The following is a 25,798-nucleotide window of genomic DNA, read 5'->3' as shown; positions in this document are numbered from 1 at the left end:
GTTTATTTATCTATTTTTGCGCGAAATGCGTTTCTTGACCCAAAAGCTACTAGCACTTGCAGCCTTCGCGGCACCTGCTCTGGCAGGCGCAAAGGCCTCTGTGGAAAGCCCATTAGATAGCTCCACAACCGTAACAGCCAATGATTCGGCAGACGACTTCCAGCGTTTTTCTGCCGTCCCCGTACTTGGCTACACCGAAGAAACTCAGTACCAGTTTGGCGCCATGGCCATTATATTTTTCAAGCCTGATTTCGAAGGCGGGCATGCCTCCGAGCTGGACCTTTCCTTTTACGGGACCTCGCGCAAACAAGTGACAGGCTCCATATCCCCTAAATTCTATCTCTTGAATGACCGCATTTTGGGCAATGTAGAACTCCACTACGAAGACTGGGTTGGCAACTACTTTGCACGCAAGAACAATCCCGATATTGACGACTACCGCAAGTTCGATCGCCAGACCTTCTACATCAAGACGCATATCAATACAAATTTTGGTACGGCACAATGGCATCCCGACTTTAATTACGGGCTGTTCCTTGAAATCAACAAAACCAACGTCGACTTCAACAACTACCACTATCACGGTAGCATTAAGGAACCTCAAAACAGCGATGGATGGCGCAATGGCATCGGCTACCACCTTTCCATCGACACCCGCGACAACACCAACTGGGCCCGACATGGATACCTAGTCCAATGGGGGCACTACTTTTACAACAAAGGAATGGGCGATTACAACTACACCCATCAAGAACTTGACATCCGCGGCTATTCTGAATTTATCTGGAATACATCCATGGCAGTCGGTTTCCTTTGGCAACGCGTCGACGGGAACGCGCCTTTCGACAAACTAGCAGGGTCTGACGGGCTCAAGCGGTTCCGTGGCGTCGAAAAGAACTACTTCTACGGCAACCAGGCGATGTTCATGCAAGTAGAATTCCGCAAGAAACTCTTCTGGCGACTTGCAGGCGACATCTTCTTCGAAGGCGGGAAAACAGGCGATTACTTCAGCGACCTTATGCGTAACAAGTGGCACAGGAGCCTTGGCTTCGGGGGGCGGTTCGCCCTCAACAAGAAGGAAAACTTATACGCCCGCTGCGAACTTTCATGGGTAGATTTCAAGAACGTCGGCATGACGATGTACGTCCGCGACGCGTTCTAGTGGTTAGAAACGTCATCCTGAGGCAAAGCCGATGGATCCAGTCACAGTTCTAGTAAGCAAAGGAAGGGTCTAGGGGACAAAAAAAGCGGATGCAAACCTGAAAGCCTGCATCCGCCATTTTGAGATAGAATAATCAACGATTTAAGGATTAATCCTTAACGCTGTTCCAGTCGAGGACACCCTTCTTCAAGAGGTAGATGTAACCTGCTTCGAGAATCAGGAGGAATCCGAGAAGGATGAACAGCAATTCCCAACCGCCAGCGAGGAACTGGATGGTCCAGGGATAAATAAAGGCCACTTCGAGGTCAAAAACCAAGAAAAGCATGGCGACCATGTAATATTTGACCGGGTAACGTTCGTTTGCCGTGCCGGAAACGTGAGCCAGACCACATTCATAAGCAGAACCCTTGATGATAGTCTGCTTGATCTTGCCCGGGTGGAGTACCCAGTTGGCAATCAGAAGAATGGTCGGAATGCAGAGAGCCATGATCACAAGAACGGTCATAGCGAAGGTTGTGTCGAATATTTCAACATTACTCATAGTGATTCCAAAGATAGTAAAAAAGTTTTTGCCATATCAATTCATTTTTGTAAACTATATTTGGTATATCATGAAGAAAAGAATCCTATTAATTGGTGTTATAGGGATTACGACATATTTGGTTGGATGTTCTGATGACGCTCCGAATCCGGTAGCGTCCCCAGTTGGATATAACGAATCCTCCTCCTCAACTGTGACGCAGTCATCCTCCAGCTCTGTCCAGCAGTCGCCCACCTCGTCGTCCGAAGTCACCATCGGCAGCAGCGGAAGCAACACCGTCTATGAGAAAAAAATCATCAACGTTCCGGCACCGGACGTCGATTACCCAGACTTAATCGAAGAAAAGGTATTCTGCTGGACTCCCGGCTGCGAAGCAACCGTGGTACCGCCATCATCTTCGTCCAAGGTCACTCCGAAGTCCTCTTCTCAGAACGCAATCACAATCGACACTCCCGAGAACAAGCCGCCCGTTATTAATGGCATGACGATGACGGATGCTCGCGACAACAAGTCTTACAAGCTCATGCAGATTGGTGGCAAGCTCTGGATGGCGCAAGACATTGACTATGCCGGTGTCACAAGCGAATGCTACAACGAACAACAAGACAAGTGTGCCTCTAACGGCAGACTCTACACCTTCAACTCGGCTCAAAAGGCATGCCCAACAGGTTGGAGACTTCCCAACCGTGCAGAAGCTCAAGCAGCTCTCGACGACGAAAGTGTTCCTTGGACTTACAGCGGCCGTTGCAAGGACGGCGACTGCAACTTCCTGGGTGACATGGGCTTCCACTGGACATCCAGCGAACCGCAAAGTACCGACAAGAAATACAATGATAATGGTGGAAGTAGCGGAGCCCTCATCATCGTGGAAAAATCTCCCGATTACTTCAAGCCCAAGGAAGACGACCCAGACGATAAGGCGAAGTTCTTCCAGGTAGACTCGAAGGCCAAGCGCTTCAGCGTCCGTTGCGTCCAAGATTAATTCTCAAAAAGTTTCCTCCTTACACAAAGGACCTTACCTGCTTATGCAGGCGAGGTCCTTTTCCTTTTTACACGAGAATCGTACATCCAACTTTACTAAATTCTCTTTTATGCTACGTTCAAAGTACCAAATGTTCACGGACTCGCTATCCGAGAACGTTTTCAAGACGAGGACCCAGGCCAACCCTATCATGTTGGTGGTGCTAGGCTATCTTCTGCTGATCGTTATCGGTACGGGGCTCCTAACCCTTCCGCAGGCGGCAAGTCGTCCCATTAGTTTAATCGAAGCATTCTTTACAGCCATGTCCGCCGTTTGCGTCACAGGTCTTTCCGTTGTCGATATTCCTTCCACGTTTACGCACACCGGGCTTTGGATTATAGTAGTCTTGATGCAATTCGGCGGTCTTGGCATTATGACCGCCTCTACAACGCTTATCTTGCTCGCTGGGATGCACCCGGGATTTAGCCACCAGTCCGTATTCCTTTCCGAATTCACGCAAGAAGGCAGCATCGACGCAGGCCGCATTCTCAGGGCCGTCATCCCCTTTACGTTCGGGCTAGAACTGATTGGCGGCGTTGTCTATTTCACGCAGTTCGAGTCCATGGAAATGTACGACCGCGTCTTCTGCTCGATTTTCCAAGCGGTCAGTTCCTTCTGCGGTGTGGGCTTCACGCTGTTCCCCGACTCGCTCGTCAGCTTCCAGTACAACCCTGTCATGAACATCACCACCTGCATTCTCGTGCTTGCAGGCGGCTTTGGATTCCTTGCCATTGCAGAACTCCGCTACCTCTTCGATTTTAAGCACAAAGAAGTCCGACGCCTTTCTTTGCACACGCGCATCGCTACTTACGGCACTTTTATTGTCATTGGCGTAAGCATCGCCGTCTTTGCATTCACCGAACACAACAACCTCTTTAGCGGCCACACTTTCGGTGAAAACATCCAGTCCGTATTGTTCATGACATTCTCAAGCCGTACCGCCGGACTCAACTCCATCAACATTCCCGACCTCACGCAAGCCTCGCTGTTCTTCTTCATCATTATCATGTTCATCGGCGCAAACCCCGGCAGCTGCGGAGGCGGCATAAAGATTACTACGGCAGCGGTCATCGGGCTCCTTGGCGTAAACAGGCTTCTCGGTAGAGAAAAGACCCAGGTCATGGGACGCACCATCCCGAACAACACCATCGACAAGGCCATTCGAATTTTCGTCGTCGCCATCGTGGTCATCGGAACAGCAACGCTCATCCTCCTCTGCACGGAAATCCCGTCCGGCACAAGATTTTCCGCCGACAGCGGGCCATTCCTCGAAATCCTCTTCGAAGTCGTGAGCGCCTATGCCACATGCGGACTATCGATGGGACTTACCGGAGAACTCTCCCTCGTCGGAAAAATCGTCATCTGCGGCGTGATGTTCATCGGCCGCATGGGCCCCTTGTTCCTAATCTCCGCAGTCGCCGCCAAGCTCCAGGACACGGCCTATTACGCCGAAGAAGACGTAATGGTGGGCTAGCGCGCCCTATCGGGCGCAGTTGGCAGAACTTAGTCGGCAGAACTTAGATAAAGCACATCAAATCCGTTTTTTTTCACTCTAATTTCTAAACACTAAGTTCTAAGTTCTAAATACTAAGTTCTATATTTTACCCATGGCTTCTAGACAATTCGTTATTATCGGTCTTGGAAATTCGGCAAACTACCTTGCGCGTCATTTGACCTCGCTCGGTCATGACGTCATGGTCATCGACTCGCATCCCGAAAAAATCCAGGACATTTCTAGCATGGTCTCGCAAGCCGTTGTTGCAGACAGCACGCGCAAAAAGCAGCTTGCCTCCATCCCGTCGCTGACCAAGGCCGATAGCGTTATCGTCTGCATTGGCCAGGATCTCGAAGCCTCGCTCCTCACCATCCTCAACCTGAAGGAACTCGGAGTCAAGCACATTATCGCCAAGTCGAGCAGTGCCGCGCACACAAGCATTTTGGAAAAGCTCGGCGTCACGGATATTTTCCACCCGGAACGCGATGCCGCCATCAGCCTTGCCGAACGCCTGAACCGCCCGAACATGGTGGACTTCCTCCCGTTCATGGAAGGCTACTCCATCGTGGAACTCGTCTGCCCCAAGATTTTTATCGGAAAAACTTTGAAAGCGCTGTCACTCACGCACAAGTACGGCGTACAAGTTATTGCCATCCGCGATCCACAAGAACCCACACCTAAAATCGGTAACATTGCGGACGTCATCTTGCAAGAAGACGACGTGCTATTCCTCATCGGACCGAACGAAGCGCTCGATAAGTTGAAAGATTAATTTTTACCCGAGCACTTGTCACAAAGCCCGAACATGTAAAGCGAAGTCCCCATCAAAGTAAATCCCGCAGGAATCATTTGCGAACAATCCGGCGGTGCCACGAACACATCGTAAACGCGACCGCAACCTTTGCACTTGAAATGGCTATGCGGCGTGCAATCTGCATCGTAGCGCAAAAAGCCGTCGCCAAAATCCAGCGAAATTGCCAAATCGTTTGTTATCAACAGCTCAAGCGTGTTGTAAACTGTCGTGCGTGAAAGCGACGGGTATTCCGGCAAAAGCGCCGAATAAATTTCATCGACAGTCGGGTGCGTCTTGACGCCACGCAAATAGCGATAGACACAGACCCTCTGCAACGAAGGCCTGATGCCATGATCTTTGAGTATGTTTGCCGTTTCTTGCATAATCACACCCTCTTAAAAATTCCCTTAACACCCTAAAAAAAGGCGGCCCTCATGAAGAGAACCGCCCCTACACCTCAAATTACTTGAAGTAACGGCCGAGCAAGCCCTGGAATGCGCCTCCGTGGCGAGCTTCGTCCTTGCACATCTCATGAACGGTATCATGGATTGCATCGTAACCGAGTTCCTTGGCGCGCTTGGCGAGAGCGAGTTTGCCTTCGGTAGCGCCAGCTTCTGCAGCAACGCGGAGCTCCAAGTTCTTCTTGGTGTCGGCATAGACGACTTCACCCAGGAGTTCAGCGAACTTGGCAGCGTGTTCGGCTTCTTCGAAAGCGATACGCTTGTAAGCTTCGGCAACTTCCGGGAATCCTTCGCGGTCGGCCTGACGGCTCATCGCGAGGTACATGCCCACTTCGGTACATTCACCCGTAAAATTCTCGCGCAGGCCCTGCACCACTTCGGCATCGAGGCCCTGAGCCACACCGATCTTGTGTTCGTCTGCCCAGACGATTTTGCCGGCAGCCGGCTGTTCGACCTTTTCGAAGAACTTGCTCTTCGGAGCGTGGCACTGCGGGCATTCATCCGGAGCTTCCGGACCCATGTGAACGTAACCGCAAACTTTGCAAACCCAGACCTTCATATTTTCTCCTTTCCGCTATGCGGAATTGGTTAAAGAAATTTGTAATCATTACAAATATATAATTATTTCAAACTTTGTCAAGTCTAAAACAACCATGTTATATAAATATTCAAAAAAAATTTCGGGAAATGTTCAAACAAATAAAAAAACGACTCTTTAGAGCCGCTTTCATCGAATAATTTTATATAGACTAGAATACCGGAGCTTCAGCCGGCTTTTCACGGACGCGCTTTTCAGCTTCAGTAGCCAACTGGCGGTGCGTTACAGAGCCGACGGCATAATAACGTCCGCTCTTCTGGATGACCGCTGTATAGGCATCCAAAATCTTAACCGAGAACCATTCCTGGTACAGATTATGGACATTTTCCTTGAGGGTTGATACTTCATTGATTCCCGGAGCTCCAGAGGGCTTGCCGTACTTGAGCGTGAACTGATCAGACATGTAGGCGACAGCTTCGAAGGTTTTACTCAAACGAGCACGTTCGACACGGCCTGTGCGAATTTCAAACGCATAAAACTTGTCGTTCTTGTTAAAAATGAAATCAACCTGAACAGGCAGTTCACCAAACATATACACGGGAATAACCACGCGTTCGCCGATACCAGTCTGACCGTAAGGTTCGTAACCTTTTTTCATCATTTCTTCAATGACGGTTTCGCGAGTGGAGCCAAAAGGAATGCCCGCAAAATTATTTTGAGACTGCGCTTGCACATGCAGCGAAAGCGCAAGAATCAAAAAAGTGATGACCATTCCAAACTTGGACACGATAGACTCCTCTATATATTGTAAAAGATAGTAAACTTTTTTCAAGTGAGTAAAATTTTTTCACAAAAAAAAGTTTTTTTAAAGCAGTATCTATATTTGGTGACATGTCTAGCACTTTTGGAAAGATATTTTCAGTCACTACATGGGGTGAATCCCATGGTCCCGCCGTCGGAGCCGTCCTCGATGGATGCCCCGCAGGCCTCCCGATTACCGAAGAGATGGTTCAGGCCGAACTGAACCGCAGGCGTCCGGGCCAGGGCAAGGTCACGACCGCCCGTAACGAAAAGGACCAGGTGAAAATTCTTTCCGGCGTTTTCGAAGGCAAAACGACTGGCACGCCCATTTCTTTCGTCGTTTTTAACGAAGACCAGCATAGCAAAGACTATGCCGACATCGCCAAGTGGTACAGACCGGGGCATGCAGACCTCTGCTACGACCTCAAGTACGGTTTCCGCGATTACCGCGGCGGCGGCAGAAGTTCTGCCCGCGAGACCATCGGTCGCGTAGCCGCAGGCGCCGTCGCGAAAGCGTTCCTCAAGGCAGTCGCCGGCACAGAATTTCTCTCTTGGGTATCTTCCGTTGGCGAAGTCGATTGCCCCGCATTCGATGTGAGCAAGCTCACGCTTGACCAAATTGAAGCCTCCCCCGTGCGCTGCCCGGACGAAACCGCCAGCAAAAAAATGGAAGAAGCCATCCTGGAAGCAAAGTCCAATGGCGATAGCATCGGCGGAACGGTTTCGCTTTTCGTGAAAAACGTCCCTGTAGCCCTTGGCGAACCGGTATTCGACAGGCTCGACGCGCTCCTCGCACAAGCAATGCTTTCCATACCAGCATGCAAGGGATTTGAAATCGGTAGCGGATTTGCCGCAGCGCGCATGCACGGCAGCGAGCATAACGACGAAATTTTCGTCGAAGGCAACACCTACCACACGCGCACAAACAATGCGGGCGGTAGCCTTGGCGGTATTTCGAATGGCGAGCCCATTTACTGCCGCATGGCGTTTAAGCCGACCGCTACAATTTCGCAGTTGCAAAAGACCGCCGGCCGCGGTCTTGAGAATGGTGAACTTGCCGCCAAGGGAAGACACGATCCTTGTGTTGCAGTCCGCGCTCCGGTGATTGTGGAAAGCATGGCCGCTCTCGTCCTTGCCGATTTGTACTTGCAGCAGAAACGCAATTGCCTCGATTAAGTAAAAGCATTCTTCGCCAAGAATCCGTCATGAAAAGTATCAAAGCATAGCCAATGATACTCGTAACGAAGTTTTTCCGCCTTATCGCAGCCGCATTCTACAGAATTGCATACAAACTGCATCACAAATTCTTTTTGCGTCCGCAGCCGCAGCTGCGGATTCCCGTCGTTATCGTCGGGAGCTATTTGGCCGGTGGCGCAGGAAAGACGCCTTTCACCATCTGGCTCGCAAAGTACTTTCAAGAACAAGGTAAAAAAATAGCAATCCTTTGCCATTGCGCCGCATGGGATGAATTTACCCTATTAAAACAGGAACTCCAATTAGATCTGGCACAGAATTTGCATACAACATTACAAAGCAACACTCAGCCAATCATTCATGAAATAAGCGTCCTTGCGACCAAAAACCGCTACGCTACGGCAAAAGAAATTCAAGACAAATTCGATATCATCATTTGCGACGACGGGTTCGAAGACTCCCGTTTTACAGGCGCCATCCGTTTCTGCTTGGACTGGCAAGAACCGCCAGACTCCTGGACAAGCCTTATGCCCGCCGGAAAATTCCGCAGCCTAAAACAAGACCACAGCGAAAACGAAATCGTCCACCTTAACTGCTTCGATGCAAACGCTCCCGATATCCGATTTTCCATTGAGTCCATTACAAATTTCACTCCCGGCACTCCTCTTACCGCAAAAATCATTTGCGGACTCGGCGCCCCCAAACGTTTTATCGAAGACGTCCACGCATTCGGAAACAGATTCGGCATAGCCATCAAAAAATCCATAACTCGCCCCGACCACGACAAGCATTTCGCACAAATCATCGAAGCCGAACTTTCAAAAAACAGTGACATCATCATATCGCAAAAAGACGCTTGCCGACTTCCACAAGCGCTACTTACCCACCCCAAACTCCACATTACGATTCAGAAGATGACTATTACAAATAGAACTATAGCCATTATCCACAGTACTATCAACAAGCCAACCGAACAGCCTCATTAAAAGCAAATTTTAATTAACACTTCGCCTTTTTTATTGTATTTTTAAAAGTATGAACTAGGGAGAGTTAACATGAACCTGCGTCAACGTTTCGCCGAACTTCTTCAAATAATTACAAAAAATATTCCCGAAAGAGAATATCATGTGCAGTTGGGCTTCCTCACCACGCTCATTCAGGAACCTTTTTATTTGTACGGTCGCCCGGGTTGCGGCACATCCCTCATTATCCGCAGAATTTCAAGCGCATTCAAGGATGCAAAAGTTTTAAGACTCGGTAAAAAACAAAAACAGCTCCCAGACAACTTGAACGATTTCACCCAAATTATTTTTGATAATTTTTCGCCAAACGATGAACAGATCAAGAGCAATCTTCAAATTGCAATTCACGATCACGGAAAAAGATCTATCATCATTTCAGGCAGCCAAAAGCCAGAATCAGCATTGAGCCGATCCGAAGTGACGGACCAGGTCACTCTCACCATCTCGCTCCCTGAAACTATTTCGTCCGACGCCCTTTGCACGTTGCTTCAAATTCAAGGACACGAAAGCGACGTCGACATTCCAAGCGATATCGCCATCAGCGCCGAGGAGCAGGCCCAGTGGCTCAAGGATATAAGCAAGGTCACGCTCTCTCCGAACACACTTGCCGTTATCGGCAAAGTCGCAGAATCTTGCACACGCAATGGAGTCTATGTTTCCATCCGCAGGTGGATTGCCCTTTCGAACATGATCAAGGCTATCGCCTACCTCAACGACCGCAACGAAACAAAGCTCATAGACACATTCTTCCTGGGAACCTCCATCTGGGGACGCAGCGCATCGAACTCCGCCATTTCTGAAAGTTACCGCCAAATTCTCAAAGCGCAACTGTACAAGAACACGCCGAGCCTTCTCGAACAGCCCTACGATGCAGACGACCTGCTCATGCGCGTGAACCACCTTATCCACAGTTCGAACAACCTTTACGAGACCAAACCGTTCAACGGCGAAGATTGTCTCGCCTACCGCATCACCATTACAGGTGAAACCGTACCGCTTTACGCACCACACAAATATATCGAAACCGACATCGATTTCAACCCCTACAACGAACTTCATCAAGTCGAAAAGCGCGTCCGTTGCAACTACCACGGAACATCGAACTGCACAATTTCCATCGATCCGCAAGTCCGTTCGAGCGGCCTTCGCGGTTCAGTCTTCCAGACAAACAGCAGCGTTTCTGCAAAGTTCGAAGAATTCGGCACGCTCCCGACATACATTTTGAGAGAGAACGCTCCCGAAATTATCGAGCAAAAGAAAACTATCCGCGATGCATTGATCAAAGAAATCAAGGAATCTATGGAACGCGAAGCGACGAATCTCGTTGCGCTCCGCAACACATATAAACTTTTCAACGAATCCAAGGACGACCTATTCTGCTTCACGCAAATGTTTAACACCGTCCAGGACGAAATTAAAGCCCAGTTCGACAACACGGCAAACATCATCAAGACTATCAAGAAGGCCGGCGAAACGATTGCCAAATTCTCGAACAACATGCTCAAAACGTCTAGCGGGGTTGGAAGATCACATCTCATATTCCAAACAGCGCCAGAACAACAAGCTCAAACAGGCGGCGAAAAGTAATATTATTTCAGTCAAGATTCCGCGAAGCTACCAATATTTGCCTATATTGGTCACGTGAACTTGGTTTTCCTTTGGATAGGGCTTGCCATCCTTTGGCTGATCTGCATCTGCATGACCAAAAAAGGTCGTGCAGTTATTCGTATTTTTTGGAGAAGCATTAAGGTCAAGCTCGCTCTCATCGCTTGGATTCTTGGGATTGCAGCAATCGCGACGGCCTACGCCACGCACCCCGAAGAAGAACCGCGCCCCACCATTGACGAAAAACAGGAATACCAAAAGTACACCACGTCCGCCATTCAAAAACTCTGCGACCTTGGCGAACTCATCATCGACATGAACTGCGACCTCGACAGCGCTGCGCCAGAACTCGCCTACATCCTCCCCACAGTTATCAACAACTACAACTTCATCGTCACGCGCCCCACAACGCCAATCCTAGAATCTATCAAGGATACATTACAGATAAAGATGATTGGCTACAAGAAATTCACGAGCAGGGGAATTCGCTTGATAAAAGCGCTACAACGCGATCTTGGCATCCGTTACGAATCCGTCATCATTTCCGACAGCACCACGCACACGCTAAAAATCACTTACCTCGGAAAGCCTTGGGACAACGAACACCTTTGCAATCTCCCCGTGCTTGAAGCCTGCCTGCGCGAGCGCACGGACCCAGCCATTCTCATGTCCATCATCCATCACACTTCCGGATTCCAGATGAACTATCACGGCAAAAACAATTCGTCTGGATTGCTCGCACTCGACACAGGCAAAGGTTTAGAACAAATCGACATAGGCGCCCGCCGCCTCCACAAAGTCCTCGCGACATCGCCCACGCTCGCCGATGCCATCGCACAGTTCTATCCCGATGCAGAACACCGCAACAAATTCGAGAACTGGCGCAAGGACCCGCAAAAGCATTACTGGGTAGGCCAAGTCCTTACAGACATCCAATATTACCGCAGCAACGGCATGACGCTCAAGCCACGTAAAAGAGCGGAATAAACTTGTCATGCCCGACTTGATCGGGCATCTCCCTTCTGCCAACTAATCTAATTTGTACTTATCTTTCGCAGCTTCAAGTTCGGCACTTGCCTTTTCCCAGGCGGCGTAAAGCTCTTCGGTCAGCTTCTTGTTGTCATCCATGTCTTTTGCAATGGCGGTAATGGCGTTGCCATCACCAGATTCCGAAGCGGCAACGAGCTTTGCTTCGAGTTCGCCGCCAATCGCTTCGGCCTTTGCAATTTCGGCTTCGAGGCGTGCGGTTTCTTTTTCAAGCGGCTTGATGACCTTGCTGCGTTCGGCAATGTAGTCTGCTCGCGCCCTGCGGTCTTCCTTGGTGCGCGGCGTCGAGCTTACAGGCTTATCGTCCGTGACGTCGATATTCGAGACCTTGATGTTTGCAGAGTTCGCGCCGCCCGGCTTCTTTTCAGAAGCCCAGCCAACCTTTTCAAGGAAGTCCGCGTAAGAGCCTTCGAAGATACGGCACTTACCACCGTCGAAGACGATGAGGCGCGTCGCAAAAGCGTGCAAAAGTTCTTCGTCATGCGTCACGACAAGTGCGGTACCATCATAATCTTCGAGCGCATCGATCAAGCTCTCGATGCTTTCCATGTCCAAGTGGTTCGTCGGTTCGTCAAGCAAAAGCATGTTGCTTTCGTTCGCCAAAATCTTGCCCAACAGCACACGGCTGCGTTCGCCACCCGAAAGCACCTTGACCTTCTTCACCGCGTTATCGCCGCTGAACATCATAAGCCCAGCAAGGCTACGGGCGCGGCTTTTCTGCGACACATCCGCAATTGCCGATGCAATTTCTTCTTCGACCGTATTTTCAAGATTCAGGCGATTGATGTTCGTCTGTCCAAAGTAATTTATCTTGAGGTTCGGGTTGTAATTGATTGTACCCTGGGTCGGTTCAAATTCTTTCGCAATCAAGTTCAGAAGAGTTGTTTTACCGCGACCGTTCGGGCCGATAATCGCAATGCGGTCGCCCTTGAACACTTCCATTTCCAAATCCGAAATCAGCTCCGGGCCGTAACCGTCCTCGTTCTTGTACGCAAAATGCAATCCATGGATTTGCAACATGCGCTTGCCCGGAAATTCCGCATTCTTGAAATTGAAATCCAAATTGCGTTCGTGCGTAAGGCGTTCGCCCGTCGCAAGCTTTGCCGCAGCCTTAATCTTTGACTGCACCATCGCAGCCTTTGCCGCCTTGTAGCGGAAACGCTCAATAACCTTTTCGAGCTGTTCCTTTTTGCGCTGCTCGTTTTCTTGCGTGCGCATTGCCACTTCTTCTTCTTCGGCAATCGTCTCGCGCAGCTTTTCGACCGTTCCCTTGACCTTGCGCATCTTGTGGCGGTGAATCCCCACCGTGTGCGTGCAGACCTCGTCCATAAAGTGGTGGTCATGCGTAATCAAAAGCACTTCGCCCTTCCATGCGCGCAAAAAGCGGCTGAGCCAACGCATGGAAACAATGTCCAGGTAGTTCGTCGGTTCGTCCAGCAAAAGCATGTCCGGTTCCGACGCCAAGACCTTCGCCAAATTCAAACGGATCTGAAAACCGCCCGACAAAAGCATCGGGTCCTTCTGCATACTCTCTTCGTCAAAGCCAAGACCAAAGAGAATCGCCTCGACCTTGTGTTCTTCGAGCCAACCGTCCTCATTCACCTTGAGCACGCTGCACGCTTCTTCGTGAACCGTCGGGTGCGTGAACTTGATGTGCTGCTGCAAATAGCCAATCGTATAGCCCTTCGGGATGTCGATGTTACCGCCATCGAGACATTCCTGCCCAAGAATCATCTTGAAAAGGGTCGATTTGCCGCAACCGTTGCGACCCACAAGACCGACGCGTTCATGGTCGGCAACAAGCATGCTAGCACCGTCCAAAAGGACCTGCATGCCAAAAGACTTAGATACATTCTGAATTTGAATCACGAAATCAAAGATAGATTTTTAGTGGTCAGTAGTCAGTGGTTAGTGATTAGGAATCAGCGATTAAAACTCGGTCAATGTGAAGATAATTGCTTTATTTCAGCATTATCGTTTTCTCTTGAATTCTTAAAATTGCAGGGAGCATCGGCGTTTGGATTATTCCCGAACGCGCCCATCCTTGTTGCAAAACGCTTCCATTCAAATCAAACAACGTATAAGCATCGTCACTTTTCACACCTTTCAAGTAAAACCTGTTCTCGCCTATTTTTGTTGCACGAACACCTATCGAATTGAATTTAACCAACGGCAAGGATGTTTTTGACGTATCAACTAAAGAACAGCAATTCGCCATTTCAGGTCCAATTAAATAGTAGGCTCCTTCTTCTTCAGTATAATACACCAAATCAATATCTTTACATCCAGACACATTCTTCATTTTATCGATTTCTTGAAGTAGGAAAGCTTCCAATGAATCACGATTATTTTGAATCACTCCATATTTCTGCAAACGCATAAGTTCCGCAAAAAGTACTTCGCTAAACAGAGCCGTTCCAGGCGTGCCTTCGGCTACAGCACCTGTAGAAATATCCTTACAAGTCTGATTTTCCCTTCTCACCTTTAAATAGGCAGCTTCATTTATATCTAAAGAAAAAACAACTGAATAATCCAACGGTGAATTATATTCAATAACATCACCCATTGCAACGCATAAAGCACGATATCTAGCAGCTTCATACTTTGGCAAACCAGCGTAAATAGAATCGCATATTTCATCGCCAATTTGCGACACATCAATTTTCAAAGACTTGAAAATTATTTCATTCGTCTTTGGGGATACAGCAAAAGAAATTTCCGCAAAAATAGCAATGATAAGCAATAATTTGTTCATTCAATTACCCCATTAGCATCCATTCAAAATATTCTCAATAACATATAATAACAAAAAAGCGACCCCCAAGCCAATGGGAGTCACCTTATTAAATCATTCAAAAATAAGGGAGCCTCTAAAAAATGCTTTGGTTAAGAAAATTTGAGCGAGACCGAGTGCAGGCAGGAACGAAAAGTGGTGAATACTGGAGGTCTTTACCACTTTGAGTGACGAAACTGCACGATGTGTCGCAGCCAAATTTTTGAAAATAAATTTTTTAGAGGCGACCAGAGATTACTTCCAGTCGAGAACTTCGCGGTTCCAAGAAACCGGAGAACCCGTCATGATCAATTTCTTATCAAAGCCGCTGCCATTGCTCATCTGCTTTGCAATAAAGCCAGACTTGTACATGGTAGCCTTCTTGCCGTCCTTGTTCTTGCCATCATAGACAATGTCAAATCCGACCCATCTGTAAAGGACAAAGCCGAAGAAGTTTCTGCGGTATTCCCAAGAGTCACTCGTGATGATGAGCTTCTTGACCTTGTAACCCTTCACGAGAGCCTTGAGTTCCTTTTCAATCTTCGGGCCCTTCCAAGTCTGCTTCGGGAGGTCAGCCATCTTGACCGGAGTCGGGCCGCGCTTGATAGCTTCCTGAACTTCTTCGATAGGAGACTTGCCCACGATTTCCTTGAAGTCGGTCACTTCAACTTCGTAGAACTTTTCCGGGAAGGCAACGCCCCTGTAAACGCCCTGGTCGATATAGCCGTATCCTTCCGGCACATAGAAGAACTTGCCGCCCTTCTTGTAAACGAAAGCCATCGGGAAAGCGTTCTTGTCGTTGTGCTTTATGATAGAACCCAAGCGGTAAGCGCGCACGAACTCGCTTTCGCCCTGCTCCTTGTCCGACGGGCCAATCCAGCGGGACTTGAGGTTTCTGATATCGTTGTCCTTCGTGATCATGTAAACTTCAGCCGGCAATTCGCCTTCGAGCATCGTCTTGGTGGTATCGTCAATCTTCTTCGGATCCCAGTCATACACGAGAGCCTTCGGAGTATTCGGGGTCGGGCCATCGACAACCGGCTTACCAAAGCACTTGACGCACTTTGCAACATGGTCTTTCCAGAAAAGGACATTACCGTCGGCATCTCTGTAAAGCACGTCGTAATTCAAGACATCCGGTTCGCGTTCTTCGGCAAGTTCATCCGTGTGGATAAACACCTTGATGATGCCTTTTTCCTTGTTGTCCTTCCAGTGGTAGAAAACGCGTTCGAGGTAACGGTTCGAAATATCGGCACCCACCGGGAGTTCGCTTCTAGCCATCGTCGGCTTGTCAGAAGCAGGGGCCAAAGCGGCATCGGCAGGAACATCATCCTGAGCATTCGCCATAGAGAAGGCGAAAAGTCCTGCAGCAAGAGTCTTGAAAATCAGTTTCATTCCATTCAACCTTGCGGGTTCCATGAGTCAGCGACATTCCTGGCGAACCCACATTAGCCAAAAATGCGCATTTTTTGTTAATGTAAATAAAAAAGAAACGTTTGGCAATAAATCATGATGAAAATGCTACAAAAAACTTGAAAATTTTAAAAGTTTTCAACATCTATCAACACCTCTTTGTAAATAAAAAGCAGACATAAAGAAAACCTCGCATGTAACCCGTTAAGTTTCAAAGAGTTACTTTCTGCGAGGTTTTATTCCCGAACTGTTGATAAAACGTTTATATACTTTTTCTAAGTTCTAACAACTAAGTTCTGCCAACTGCGCCATAGGCGCATTTATTTCTTGCCGTGACGGCGGACGCCAAAGTTAAAGGTATCGTCTGTCTTTCCAACAACTTTATCATCCTGGAAAATCTTGAACCTGAGTTTCGCGATATACACACCCGTTCCGACCCAGCGCCCTTTGCTTGTGTGAGCGTCCCACATCAAGAACACGTTACCCGGATTCTCCACGCAGTCCGTACCGAATACGTTCTTGTCGTTACAGGCAACGACACCGCTCTGCGAATTGACAAACTGCCCAAGCGTCGAGAAGTATTCCACCTCCCACTTGATTTTCGCTTTCGCAAGCACAGAGTCCCTGCTACCATTCGAATTCATCAGTAAAGACTTTCCAACTTCGCTCAAGTCAAACTTAATCAGCTCGCCTGGGAGTCCTGTTTCTGCCACGATATCATCAATCTTTTTCGTCACGTCAACGCGGACAGGAGCAACATCATTAACATGCGGCCACTTTTCCGGAGCCCAGTCTACAGGATCAATCGCAACAACACCCGGCGATTCCACACCAACGCGCTGTTCACCTTCGATACGGAGCCACGGATTATCCACGTGCGGCACGTTCCCTTGCAAATCAGGCAACACACCCGGAATCAGGCGCACCATAAAGCCCACTTCCGGAAGAACCATGCTTTCATCTTTCTTCTGGAACAGCACATCATAATAATTGCTATTCCTATTCGGTGAAATAGATATAACCGTGAGAAGCATCGGGTCCACCATTTCTCCGGTCCTGTCCTTGAATTCCAAGAACTGCGTTCCATTGAGCACTCCCACCTGCGTCGCCTCGCTGATATACACCGTTAGCTTGTTTATGCGTTCACCAACCGGCTTCACAATCGGCTTATCCACAAGAATAGCACCTATACGGTCTTCAATCGCAAGCCCATCCAAGTTGAGCTGCGCCATCTGTCCCGTTTCCTTGTCCATGTACGTATAGTGATACCTGAAGGAACCTTGATAGGAGTCCTTCGCGGCGCCCGTAAAGACTTTATCCAACAAGCTATCCGCATAGATAGACAAACTCTTTTCATCACGCATCAACTGGGTCACATTTTCTACAGAGGCGACCGTATGCCAATCGTCACTGCCAAAAGACCACGCAATCGTATCAGGGATAGTCTCGCCAAACGGTTTGTTGAACACCACAGCAATACTATCGAGCACGCCATCGCCATTGCGGTCGTGAGCTTCGCCCAAGCTTGCAAACGGCACAGGCGGTTCCTTGAAGTGGATGTTCTTCCACGTAATAACGTTTGCGACACCGCTTCCAGAAATTTCAAAGCTTGCGTTTGTCACCGAGGAATCGCCAACGACATAGAACTTCGCTACACCCGTCGAATCTGTAATCAACCTGTTCACCCTCTGCTTCTTTTCGTCCAAGAAACTGATCGGGAACGAAGTCTTCAAATCCAAAGCCGCAAAGCAGTCCTTGCAAAGGCTCGCGATATAAAACACGCCCACTTGCAAAGGAACCGTATCGGGGTACGCCACATGCGTAAGGAGCGTATCGTTTACGGAGCCGTCAAAGGTCAGGCCGCGCAAGCTAATACCAGTCGGGTCAAACGCGGTAGGCTTTTCAAAACCGCTAAACACGTCGATAAACGCAATGTCCGGAAGCGGGTACGCCGGTACCGTAAAGAACACTTCGCTAGACTGGCTCGGATCGCTAGCCAAGGAGAACTGCAACATGTACGAGCCCGGCGCCAACGAACGGTTACGCACAATCTCCACCGTATCTATCACAAAGCCAGCCATGTTCGCATCAATATTGATACCCGCAATAGATCCCGGCAAAAGCTCCATGCCCTCCGACGGAATCCGCTCGTCATCGCCGAACAGCACAAACGAAGATTGTGCAGGCATCGTATCGATTTTCGAAGTGCTCGACACATCGCAACTGATCGATTCATCCATCAGCAACTGCAAAATGGTGTATTTAATCGTTCCGTCCGTTGTCTTTTCTTCGACCGGGTAATACGTCTTTTGCGTCTGCAAGTTAATCGACGTGCGCATCTTGAAGTTCGAACCCGTCGCATTGCGTTCCGAGAAGAATATATGGAACGGGTATTCACGACCTTCAATCAACTTGAGCGATGGATCGTTCTTGCCGATTGTATCCAGGTTCACGCCACCTTCAACAGGACTATGGCAACCGCCGATATCGACAACAAGGCGGTTGTTGATAAACACCCACACATCATCATCGCCACGGAATTCAAAGTACTGCCCCTTCACATACCTGAACTGCGCAGAAACCTTCATCGCAAAGCTATAGTTGTGGCGGCAGCCCTGGACATTCCAGTCAAATTTCGGGTTGCGCACAGTCCTTGCAGAATCCAGATACTCCAAGTCGTCAATCGGATAGAATCCCGGATTGATCGTATCGTTGCAGTCGCCTTCTTCGTTCGTAAAGTCGGCCTGCCAAAAGCCTTCTTCATCAAGCGAAAGGCTGATGTCACGGCAAACGCCGTTCTTGTATTCCCTGCCCGCAGCATCATGCGCCACAACTTGCGGAACAAACCACTTCTCTATTTCATGCGCCGCCGAGCACAGCGACCACGGATAGACAAGGGAATCCACACGCGCAGGCGCGCCATTCACAAGCGTATCCTGCACCATGCCTGGCACATGGCCACCGCACGTCTTAAATTCTGTCAATTCTCCATTCTGGTCGAGGCCAACAACAGTCGTGTAGTCGTTACCACCATAAATGCCGCCAAAATCAACATCTATGCTATCCTCATGCGATTCGCCGGCCCAATCGAGAACAAGTGCCGAAATCTTGAGCGACGGGCAAATACCAAGAATTCCCGGATAGCGCGTCGTATCTTTCGGCTCATAACGCTGTTTCGGATTGGGGTACACCCAGACCGTATCGTGCTTCGCCATCAAGGAATCCAGCGAAATCAAGGAATCAAGGTTATCCAATTCTGCGACAACGCCCTTGCCGCCATAGCGTTCCATGCCAAAGGTCTGCTTAAAGTAAACCTTCCAGTCCGTTGCATGCTTGTAAACCGTACCCGTGTACCAGCCACAAGTATCCGCAAGAGGCCCCATCTTGATGACATCATTCGTAGACTCAATAATCATGGACGGCGACTGATTTTCCCACGGGCTCTTCAAACGGATAACTTTAGGTTCCGGCGGATAAAACACCAAATCAAGCGTTTCAAGCGAAGTCGAGGTATAAAGCCATGTCTCATAAACACCCGTCGGGAAAAGCTCACTTGCACGCGGGCGCGACATTTCCGGGAAATACGGGTGTTGCGGCCAATCGTTCTTTCCGCGTAAAATCTGCACAAAAGTTCCCTGAGAATTCCACTGCGAAGACCCCACAAGCGTATCAGCAAAATCGATATGGCGCCAATACTTGTATTCGCCTTCGGTGCTGAGTCCCGTCGGTTCATTCAAAATGTTATTATCAATCTTGATAAAGAACGTACTGTCGCGATAAGTCGAATTCGTACGCCACGGGTGATAAATATGCAAACGCCTCGTTGCGTCAAAGCATTCGCCCGGGGTCCCAATCTTTTCAGAAGCCACAGGATTTTCAACCGTACCATCCACAAAAACCGTGTCTTGCGTTTGGAAAAGCGATCCAAAGACAACAAAAGAATCCCTATCTGCAGGAACAACGTACCATGGCGCCTTGTAACGCGTAAAGTACCCCACCGAAATCGGGTTGGACGCAATCATGGAAGGTGTCAGTGCGCCATAGAACCAGCCGCACTTATCCTTGTCGCCCTCGTTAAAACGCATCAATATGGAATCGGTACCAAAAATAAGCTGAGGCAAGACCTTGTTGCCCCACGGACTCTTGAACCAAACAATCTTTGAACCCGGCGCCATGAAAGACTTTTCATAGGACTTGCCCGCCGCATCCGTATAAAGCCAAATTTCCGTTTCGGTACCAAAGAACGACGTAATTCTGTTCTTCCCGCCGCCAGTCCACGAAACGCAATTGTTGTTATTGTAATTATTGTCGTCGGTATTGGGGCACGCCTTGAATTCAAAATCCTGCCAATCCTGGAAATCGGCAATCGTCTTGCCCTTCCATGTATAAACGTACCAATCGTCGCCTTCGCTCTGCATCATCGTTCTGGACATAGCGCCAAAACCCGGATTATAATCCGTTACGCCACCAACAATATGCGGAGTATAGCTTGAAGCCGTCGCATCATTGCGGAATGGCGACTGCAAATGAATTGTCAAATCGGCCCATGCTGAGGCCACTAATGTCAACGAGGCGGCAATACCCAAACAACAGTGTTTCATTCAACACCCTCTTTATTCTTCCCACACTTCTGTCTAAAGATATATTCAATTCATAGAATTACAAACTTCATAATGAAAAAAAAGCAAAAAGACCTGCCCAGCGGGCAGGCCCAAATACTATTGTCCAAAAATTCTATTTAATCTTCTTGGTTCTAGTCTTGTATTTGTCGTTACGACGGATACCGAACGTGAATGTTTCTTCGCCCTTGCCCACAACATCCTTATCCGAGAAAATCTTGAACTTGAACTTGGCAATATACACGCCCGTTCCGACCATACGACCCTTGTTACTCATAGCATCCCATTCGAAGAACATGTTCCCCGCATCTTGGATACAGTCCGTCTCAAAAATCTTCTTGTCGTTACATGCGTATTCGCCCTTCACCCAGTTCACGTATTGACCAAGGCTTGAGAAGAATTCGATATCCCATTTTACCCTGACAGTACTCAAGATTTTCTCATATTCAGGAGTGCCTGGCTTTATATTACCGGCGTCAAACAACTGTGTCGTGGCATAATCCTCAAGTTGGAACTTGACCAAAACACCAGGCAAGCCTTCCTGTTGAATGATTTCCTTGAGCGTAAGTTCCTTATCTACACGAACCGGAATAACATCGTTCGTATCACCCGGCCACGGATTATCCTTAGTAAACATGCCCGGATTGATAGTCACGACCTTCGGACGTTCCGTTTCAAGCGGCTGTTCGCCTTCAATACGGCGCCACGGATTCTGTTTATGCGGTGTATTGCCACTCAAATCCGGCAAAACTCCCGGAATAAGGCGAATCTTGAAGCCCACTTCAGGAACAATCAAATCAGGACTCTTCTGGAATAACAAATCATAGTAATCGCTTTCATCTATTGGAGTCACTGAAATGACCTTATATTGTGTTGGCGAAATATCTTCGTCATTTTTGCCCTTCAGCTCGATAAAGCGCGGATTACCAAGGGATGAATTGTTACAACCTTCCGAAAGCTGGATTGTCACCTTTACCATCTTATCCGATACAATCTTGAGCATCGGCTTTTCAAGGATAATGGCACCAATTTTATCCTGAATCTTTGTATAAAGCGTTTCCGATTCCTGAGTCGATGCGGAAGCTGCATCATAATAAACATAGTGGTAGCGGAAATTACCATCAACAATAGTCTTTGATTCACCCGTATAAACAGAATCAATCAATTTTTCAGCGGTAAAAACAACCGTAGAATCATTCTTAATGAAGTCTGAAATATCTTTAATGGAACTATACTCATGCCAATCCTTGTTGCCAAAATTCCAGGCAATTGCATCCAAATCATGATCGGCAAAAGCACCGAACTCAAACGGTATATAAATACTATCCGCGATACCATCACCATTGCGGTCGTAAATACCACCCGTCTTCGCAAGTGGAACCTCAGGATCCTTGAAGTTGATATTATCCCACTTGAGCGTATTCTTGACACCGCTAATGCCAACGACGCTAAAGGAGGCTCCACTAACAGCTCCTTCGCCAAACACATAGAATCGAGCACGTCCCGTTTCATCGGTTTCAACGGTATTGATCTGCTGATCCATTTCATTATAGAACGTCAAGTTGCCATTACTCGGCTTCAAGTCTAGCACGACAAAACAATCTGTGCAAATGTTACCCATGTATGTCACCACGATTTCGAGGTAACTCATTTCTGGATAGCGCACATGAGTCATCAAGGTATCGTTTTTACCCGTGATAATTGTTTCACCTCTCAAGTTCTTGTTTGTCGGATCAAACTTTTTCAAAGAACCATCAGTCGACGGATTGAATACATCAACAAAGGCAATTTCCGGCTTTGGATATTCAGGAATCGTGAATTCATAGGAATCATTCAAGCTCATATCCGATTCCAAGAAGAAGTACAGCGTGTATTTACCCGGAGCAAGCGAACGCTGCTTCACGATTTCATCGATATTGATATTAAAGCCAGCCTTATCTTCGTTAATCTGGATACCACCAAAATTCGTACCAACGCTCAATTCAGCCGCTTCGGAAAAATTACCGCCATCGAGGTAGAATATGGAAGGAGCTTCCGTAATTTCGACATCCGTTTGAGCGCTCGGGTCGCAGCTAACTGCAACAGCATCCATTTTCAACTTGAGAATACCAGTTATATCATTTGTCTTGGAATCGTCAATCGAGGGAAGATAAGTGTTCTGCTTCTGCAAGTTGATAGAAGTACGCATCTTGAAGTTCGAACCCGTCGCATTGCGTTCCGCATAGAAAATATGGAACGGGTATTCGCGGCCTTCGGTGAGATTAAGTGTATCGAGGTCAACAGAGCCTTCCACCTTTTCGTGAATACCGCCAATGTCCACGACGAGCTTGTTGTTAATAAAGACCCACACGTCATCGTCGCCACGGAATTCAAAGTACTGACCCTTTACATACTTGAAGCTTGCAGAAACGGACATCGCATAGCTATAGTTATGCTTGCAGGTATCAAGCTTCCAGCCATCGCCATGGTTGACATAGCCTTCGACATTCCAGTCGAACTTGGGATTCTTAATGGTCTTTGCCGCGTCAAGATATTCAAAGTCATCCAACGGGAAGAAGCCAGGACTTACAGGATCATTGCAGTCGCCAGATTCGTTCGTGTAATCGGCATACCAGAAACCTTCGTCATCAAGCTGGAGTTCAATATCCTTACATACGGAGTTCGTATATTCCTTACCACCCACAGTTGCAACGACTTCCGGCTTAAACCACTTGTCGATTTCATGGCCTGCAGCGCACTTATCCCACGGGAACTTCGTGGAATCCACACGAGCCGGGCGTCCATCCACAAGCACTTGTTGGACCATTCCCTTAATTTTATCACCGGAATTACAAGTACGATATGTAGCGGTATCAATAATGACCTGAGTATAACTGTTACCGCTATGAGTATGGCCAAAGTCAATATCAATGCTATCGTGATAGCTTTCACCGGCCCAGTCCAAAAGCATTGCAGAAATCTTCATATGCGGGCAATCACCAAGACGGCCAACCGGATATTTCGAAGACGCATCCGGACGGCTATAGTTCTTGTTCTTATCGGACGGATAAACCCAGGCCGTATCGTGCTTGCTCATCAAGGAATCAAGATTCACCAGAACTTCAACTTCATTGCCCTCGCGGATAACTCCCGTCATATCGTACTTTTCAAGCCCGAAGCTCTGCTTGAAGTACACCTTCCAATCCGCAGCATGCTTATAGTAAATGCCTTCGAACCAGCCGCAAGTATCCTTCGAGAAAGCAGACATTTTCACGACATCATTGTTTGCATCGACTACAAACGAAGTCGGCGTATTCTTCCACGGGCTCAACAAACGCACAACTTTACGATCCAGCGGCGCATAAGAAATATCCACTTCACCCATTTTAGAACTTGTGAAGAACCAGGCTTCATAAACACCAGACGGGAACAAATCACCAGCTAAAGGACGCTTATTATTACTGAAATAGGTAATCGGTATATTTTCCTTAAAGCTACGGGTAATCTGCACCTTGGCATCTGGAGCTTTCCATGCCAGCGAAGAAACGACAGAATCCGGGAATGTCACGGAAAGCCAGTACTTGTAATCTGCATCAAAAGAAAGGCCAGTTGCAGCCGGGCCAGCAACGTTTCCTCCGGTAGCCGCTACAGAATCCTGCCAGACACCATCGATAGTCAAATAAACAGTACTATCGCGGTAGATGCTATTGTTGCGCCACGGGTTGTAGACATGCAAAGTGCGGCTCTTATCGAAGCACTCGCCGACCGTACCCATCTTATTGCTAACGGAAGGCGTTGCCTCAGTACCGTCCACGTAGACAGTATCTTTCTTCAGCGCATTTTCAAGATCAATAATCTGCTTTTTGTCTTGAGGAACAGACATCCAAGGAGCATTGAAGCGATTGAAGTGCGCCGTACGAAGCACATATTTAGCGAGCATGTCTTGTGTAATAGCGCCATAGAACCATCCGCATTTATCAGCATCTTCCGAATAATGCATCAAAACTGTATCTTGCTCAAAAATCATCTGCGGGAGCGCTTTATTGCCCCAAGGACTCTTGAACCAGACAATCTTTGAGCCAGGTTCATTAAAGGACTTCGAGAACGTTTCTGTAGCTTGAACCGTATAAATCCAAGCTTCCTTACTCCCATCAAAGAAATCACGGACATTATAAGTAATGCCATCGCCAAAATCGCTGCACGTTGCAGAGCTTGTCGCGGTGGAAGAGCACCACTTAATGGTAAAGGTATCCGAAGCCTTAAAATCAGAAAGCGACTTTTTCCAAGTAAAAGCATACCACATATCGCTTTGTTCATCCACCATAAGGGTAGAAGATTTTTCCGATACATCGGGCTGCTCTGAATTAAGAACAAGATGTGGAACCAAATTGCTGCTTACATCATAACTTGACTGTACGTGAACAGTCAAATCAGCAAAGGCAGAGGACGCGAAAGCGCCGAAAACACAAAAAGCTAAATACAGGTGTCTCATAAGGTACACTCACTCTCTCGGTTATTCCACACCCTATTTGTAAAATATATCATTTTAATGTAAAAAAACAAAAATATTAAAAAAAAATTAAATCTTTTGACAAGAAATTATATATAGGAATTGCTTTCCCCAAATATGCGCCAAATTAGCGTAAAAAAGGCATTTTATACAAAGTATAAGATTCATCTTGGTTGCAAAATCAAGAATAAATTAATTCAATAAGGAAATTATCGAACTGTCGTAAAACGTCATGAAACACCCGTGCAGTAAAGCATCGCCCAGAAAACGCGAAAGGGATTGAAAAAATCTATAACGTTCTCCACCGTCGAATAATAGGAGCAAACGCCAACTCTGCAGAATGACTGCTTCGCAGCGGAGCGCCCCTTGCAGGACTATACCATGAAATGCGCAATGCATGAGAGCGCAAAGGGAACCGCGGAAAAAGGCCCCGATATCCCACGGGACGGTGGGAGGCCATGCCGGCCCAACTCCTTCGAACCAAACTCTACTAGAGCAACACGTCGCCAAGTATCGTATATCGACGGACCCAGGGACCTGCCTGGTGTGCAGCGCAGAATGCCAGGATGACGTGATCGTACCGGAGAGTGTTGCGCCTGTACAACAGGCATGTTCGCAATCCGGGATGTGTACGCTGTTACGGGACGCGCGCGAATGTGGTTGTCGCAGCGGGATGCGCGCGGGCGGCACAAAAAAAGAAAGGGCCCCTCGAGCGTCTTGCTCAAGGGGCCCGTGAATCCAGCGGCGACCTACTCTCCCGGACCCGAGGGCCAGGTACCATCGGCGATCTGAGGCTTAACTTCCGTGTTCGGGATGGGAACGGG

Annotated in this window: 17 protein-coding genes and 1 rRNA gene; 8 read left to right on the top strand and 10 right to left on the bottom strand. The window is 48.1% G+C overall.

What is annotated here, in order from left to right:
* Window positions 1-25: 25 nt before the first annotated feature.
* On the top strand, window positions 26-1,162 hold the full coding sequence (locus tag HUF13_RS13545) for a hypothetical protein (protein WP_173475625.1): 1,137 nt from the start codon (window positions 26-28) through the stop codon (window positions 1,160-1,162).
* 148 nt (window positions 1,163-1,310) lie between these two features.
* Here HUF13_RS13545 and HUF13_RS13540 read toward each other — a convergent pair whose 3' ends face one another.
* Complete coding sequence (locus HUF13_RS13540; RefSeq protein ID WP_173475624.1) at window positions 1,311-1,703, bottom strand: NADH-quinone oxidoreductase subunit A; 393 nt, start codon at window positions 1,701-1,703, stop codon at window positions 1,311-1,313.
* Between the two features lie 70 nt (window positions 1,704-1,773).
* Between HUF13_RS13540 and HUF13_RS13535 the strand changes: the two genes are divergently transcribed.
* From HUF13_RS13535 to HUF13_RS13525, 3 genes are all read left to right on the top strand, one after another.
* Entirely contained in the window at window positions 1,774-2,685 is a 912-nt protein-coding gene (locus tag HUF13_RS13535; protein ID WP_173475623.1) for an FISUMP domain-containing protein, read from the top strand.
* A gap of 109 nt (window positions 2,686-2,794) precedes the next feature.
* Complete coding sequence (locus HUF13_RS13530) at window positions 2,795-4,198, top strand: TrkH family potassium uptake protein (RefSeq protein WP_173475622.1); 1,404 nt, start codon at window positions 2,795-2,797, stop codon at window positions 4,196-4,198.
* A gap of 133 nt (window positions 4,199-4,331) precedes the next feature.
* Entirely contained in the window at window positions 4,332-4,991 is a 660-nt protein-coding gene (locus tag HUF13_RS13525; RefSeq protein ID WP_173387987.1) for a TrkA family potassium uptake protein, read from the top strand.
* Here the strand turns inward: HUF13_RS13525 and HUF13_RS13520 are convergent.
* From HUF13_RS13520 to HUF13_RS13510, 3 genes are all read right to left on the bottom strand, one after another.
* Window positions 4,988-5,395, bottom strand: a complete 408-nt coding sequence (locus HUF13_RS13520; RefSeq protein WP_173475645.1) for a Fur family transcriptional regulator — start codon at window positions 5,393-5,395, stop codon at window positions 4,988-4,990. The two genes, HUF13_RS13525 and HUF13_RS13520, sit on opposite strands and share 4 nt — an antisense overlap.
* Before the next feature lie 79 nt (window positions 5,396-5,474).
* On the bottom strand, window positions 5,475-6,032 hold the full coding sequence (locus HUF13_RS13515; protein WP_173387989.1) for an NADH peroxidase: 558 nt from the start codon (window positions 6,030-6,032) through the stop codon (window positions 5,475-5,477).
* 190 nt (window positions 6,033-6,222) lie between these two features.
* Window positions 6,223-6,798 (bottom strand): hypothetical protein, encoded by a 576-nt coding sequence (locus HUF13_RS13510; RefSeq protein WP_173475621.1) that lies wholly within the window; start codon window positions 6,796-6,798, stop codon window positions 6,223-6,225.
* A gap of 104 nt (window positions 6,799-6,902) precedes the next feature.
* Between HUF13_RS13510 and aroC the strand changes: the two genes are divergently transcribed.
* The 4 genes from aroC to HUF13_RS13490 all read left to right on the top strand — a co-directional run bounded on the left by aroC (window position 6,903) and on the right by HUF13_RS13490 (window position 11,620).
* Window positions 6,903-7,988 (top strand): chorismate synthase, encoded by a 1,086-nt coding sequence (gene aroC, locus HUF13_RS13505; RefSeq protein ID WP_173475620.1) that lies wholly within the window; start codon window positions 6,903-6,905, stop codon window positions 7,986-7,988.
* Between the two features lie 53 nt (window positions 7,989-8,041).
* Window positions 8,042-8,992 (top strand): tetraacyldisaccharide 4'-kinase, encoded by a 951-nt coding sequence (locus tag HUF13_RS13500; RefSeq protein ID WP_173475619.1) that lies wholly within the window; start codon window positions 8,042-8,044, stop codon window positions 8,990-8,992.
* A 69-nt stretch (window positions 8,993-9,061) separates the two neighbouring features.
* Window positions 9,062-10,615 (top strand): hypothetical protein, encoded by a 1,554-nt coding sequence (locus tag HUF13_RS13495; protein WP_173475618.1) that lies wholly within the window; start codon window positions 9,062-9,064, stop codon window positions 10,613-10,615.
* 54 nt (window positions 10,616-10,669) lie between these two features.
* The gene (locus tag HUF13_RS13490) at window positions 10,670-11,620 is read left to right on the top strand and encodes a hypothetical protein (RefSeq protein WP_173475617.1); all 951 of its coding nucleotides are present in this window, start codon (window positions 10,670-10,672) and stop codon (window positions 11,618-11,620) included.
* A gap of 42 nt (window positions 11,621-11,662) precedes the next feature.
* Here the strand turns inward: HUF13_RS13490 and HUF13_RS13485 are convergent, their stop codons facing one another.
* From HUF13_RS13485 to rrf, 6 genes are all read right to left on the bottom strand, one after another.
* Complete coding sequence (locus HUF13_RS13485; RefSeq protein ID WP_173475616.1) at window positions 11,663-13,513, bottom strand: ABC-F family ATP-binding cassette domain-containing protein; 1,851 nt, start codon at window positions 13,511-13,513, stop codon at window positions 11,663-11,665.
* Window positions 13,514-13,640: 127 nt separating this feature from the next.
* A complete protein-coding gene (locus tag HUF13_RS13480) occupies window positions 13,641-14,435 on the bottom strand; it encodes a hypothetical protein (RefSeq protein WP_173475615.1) in 795 nt (264 codons plus the stop codon).
* 273 nt (window positions 14,436-14,708) lie between these two features.
* A complete protein-coding gene (locus HUF13_RS13475) occupies window positions 14,709-15,848 on the bottom strand; it encodes a hypothetical protein (RefSeq protein ID WP_173475614.1) in 1,140 nt (379 codons plus the stop codon).
* A 338-nt stretch (window positions 15,849-16,186) separates the two neighbouring features.
* A complete protein-coding gene (locus HUF13_RS13470; RefSeq protein WP_173475613.1) occupies window positions 16,187-20,467 on the bottom strand; it encodes a fibro-slime domain-containing protein in 4,281 nt (1,426 codons plus the stop codon).
* 133 nt (window positions 20,468-20,600) lie between these two features.
* Window positions 20,601-24,956, bottom strand: a complete 4,356-nt coding sequence (locus tag HUF13_RS13465) for a fibro-slime domain-containing protein (RefSeq protein ID WP_173475612.1) — start codon at window positions 24,954-24,956, stop codon at window positions 20,601-20,603.
* 754 nt (window positions 24,957-25,710) lie between these two features.
* Window positions 25,711-25,798 (bottom strand): 5S ribosomal RNA (rrf, locus tag HUF13_RS13460); the annotation flags it as partial.

Origin of the sequence: Fibrobacter succinogenes (assembly GCF_902779965.1) — a bacterium.
Classification (GTDB): domain Bacteria; phylum Fibrobacterota; class Fibrobacteria; order Fibrobacterales; family Fibrobacteraceae; genus Fibrobacter; species Fibrobacter succinogenes_F.
This window is presented reverse-complemented; position numbering and strand designations above follow the sequence as displayed.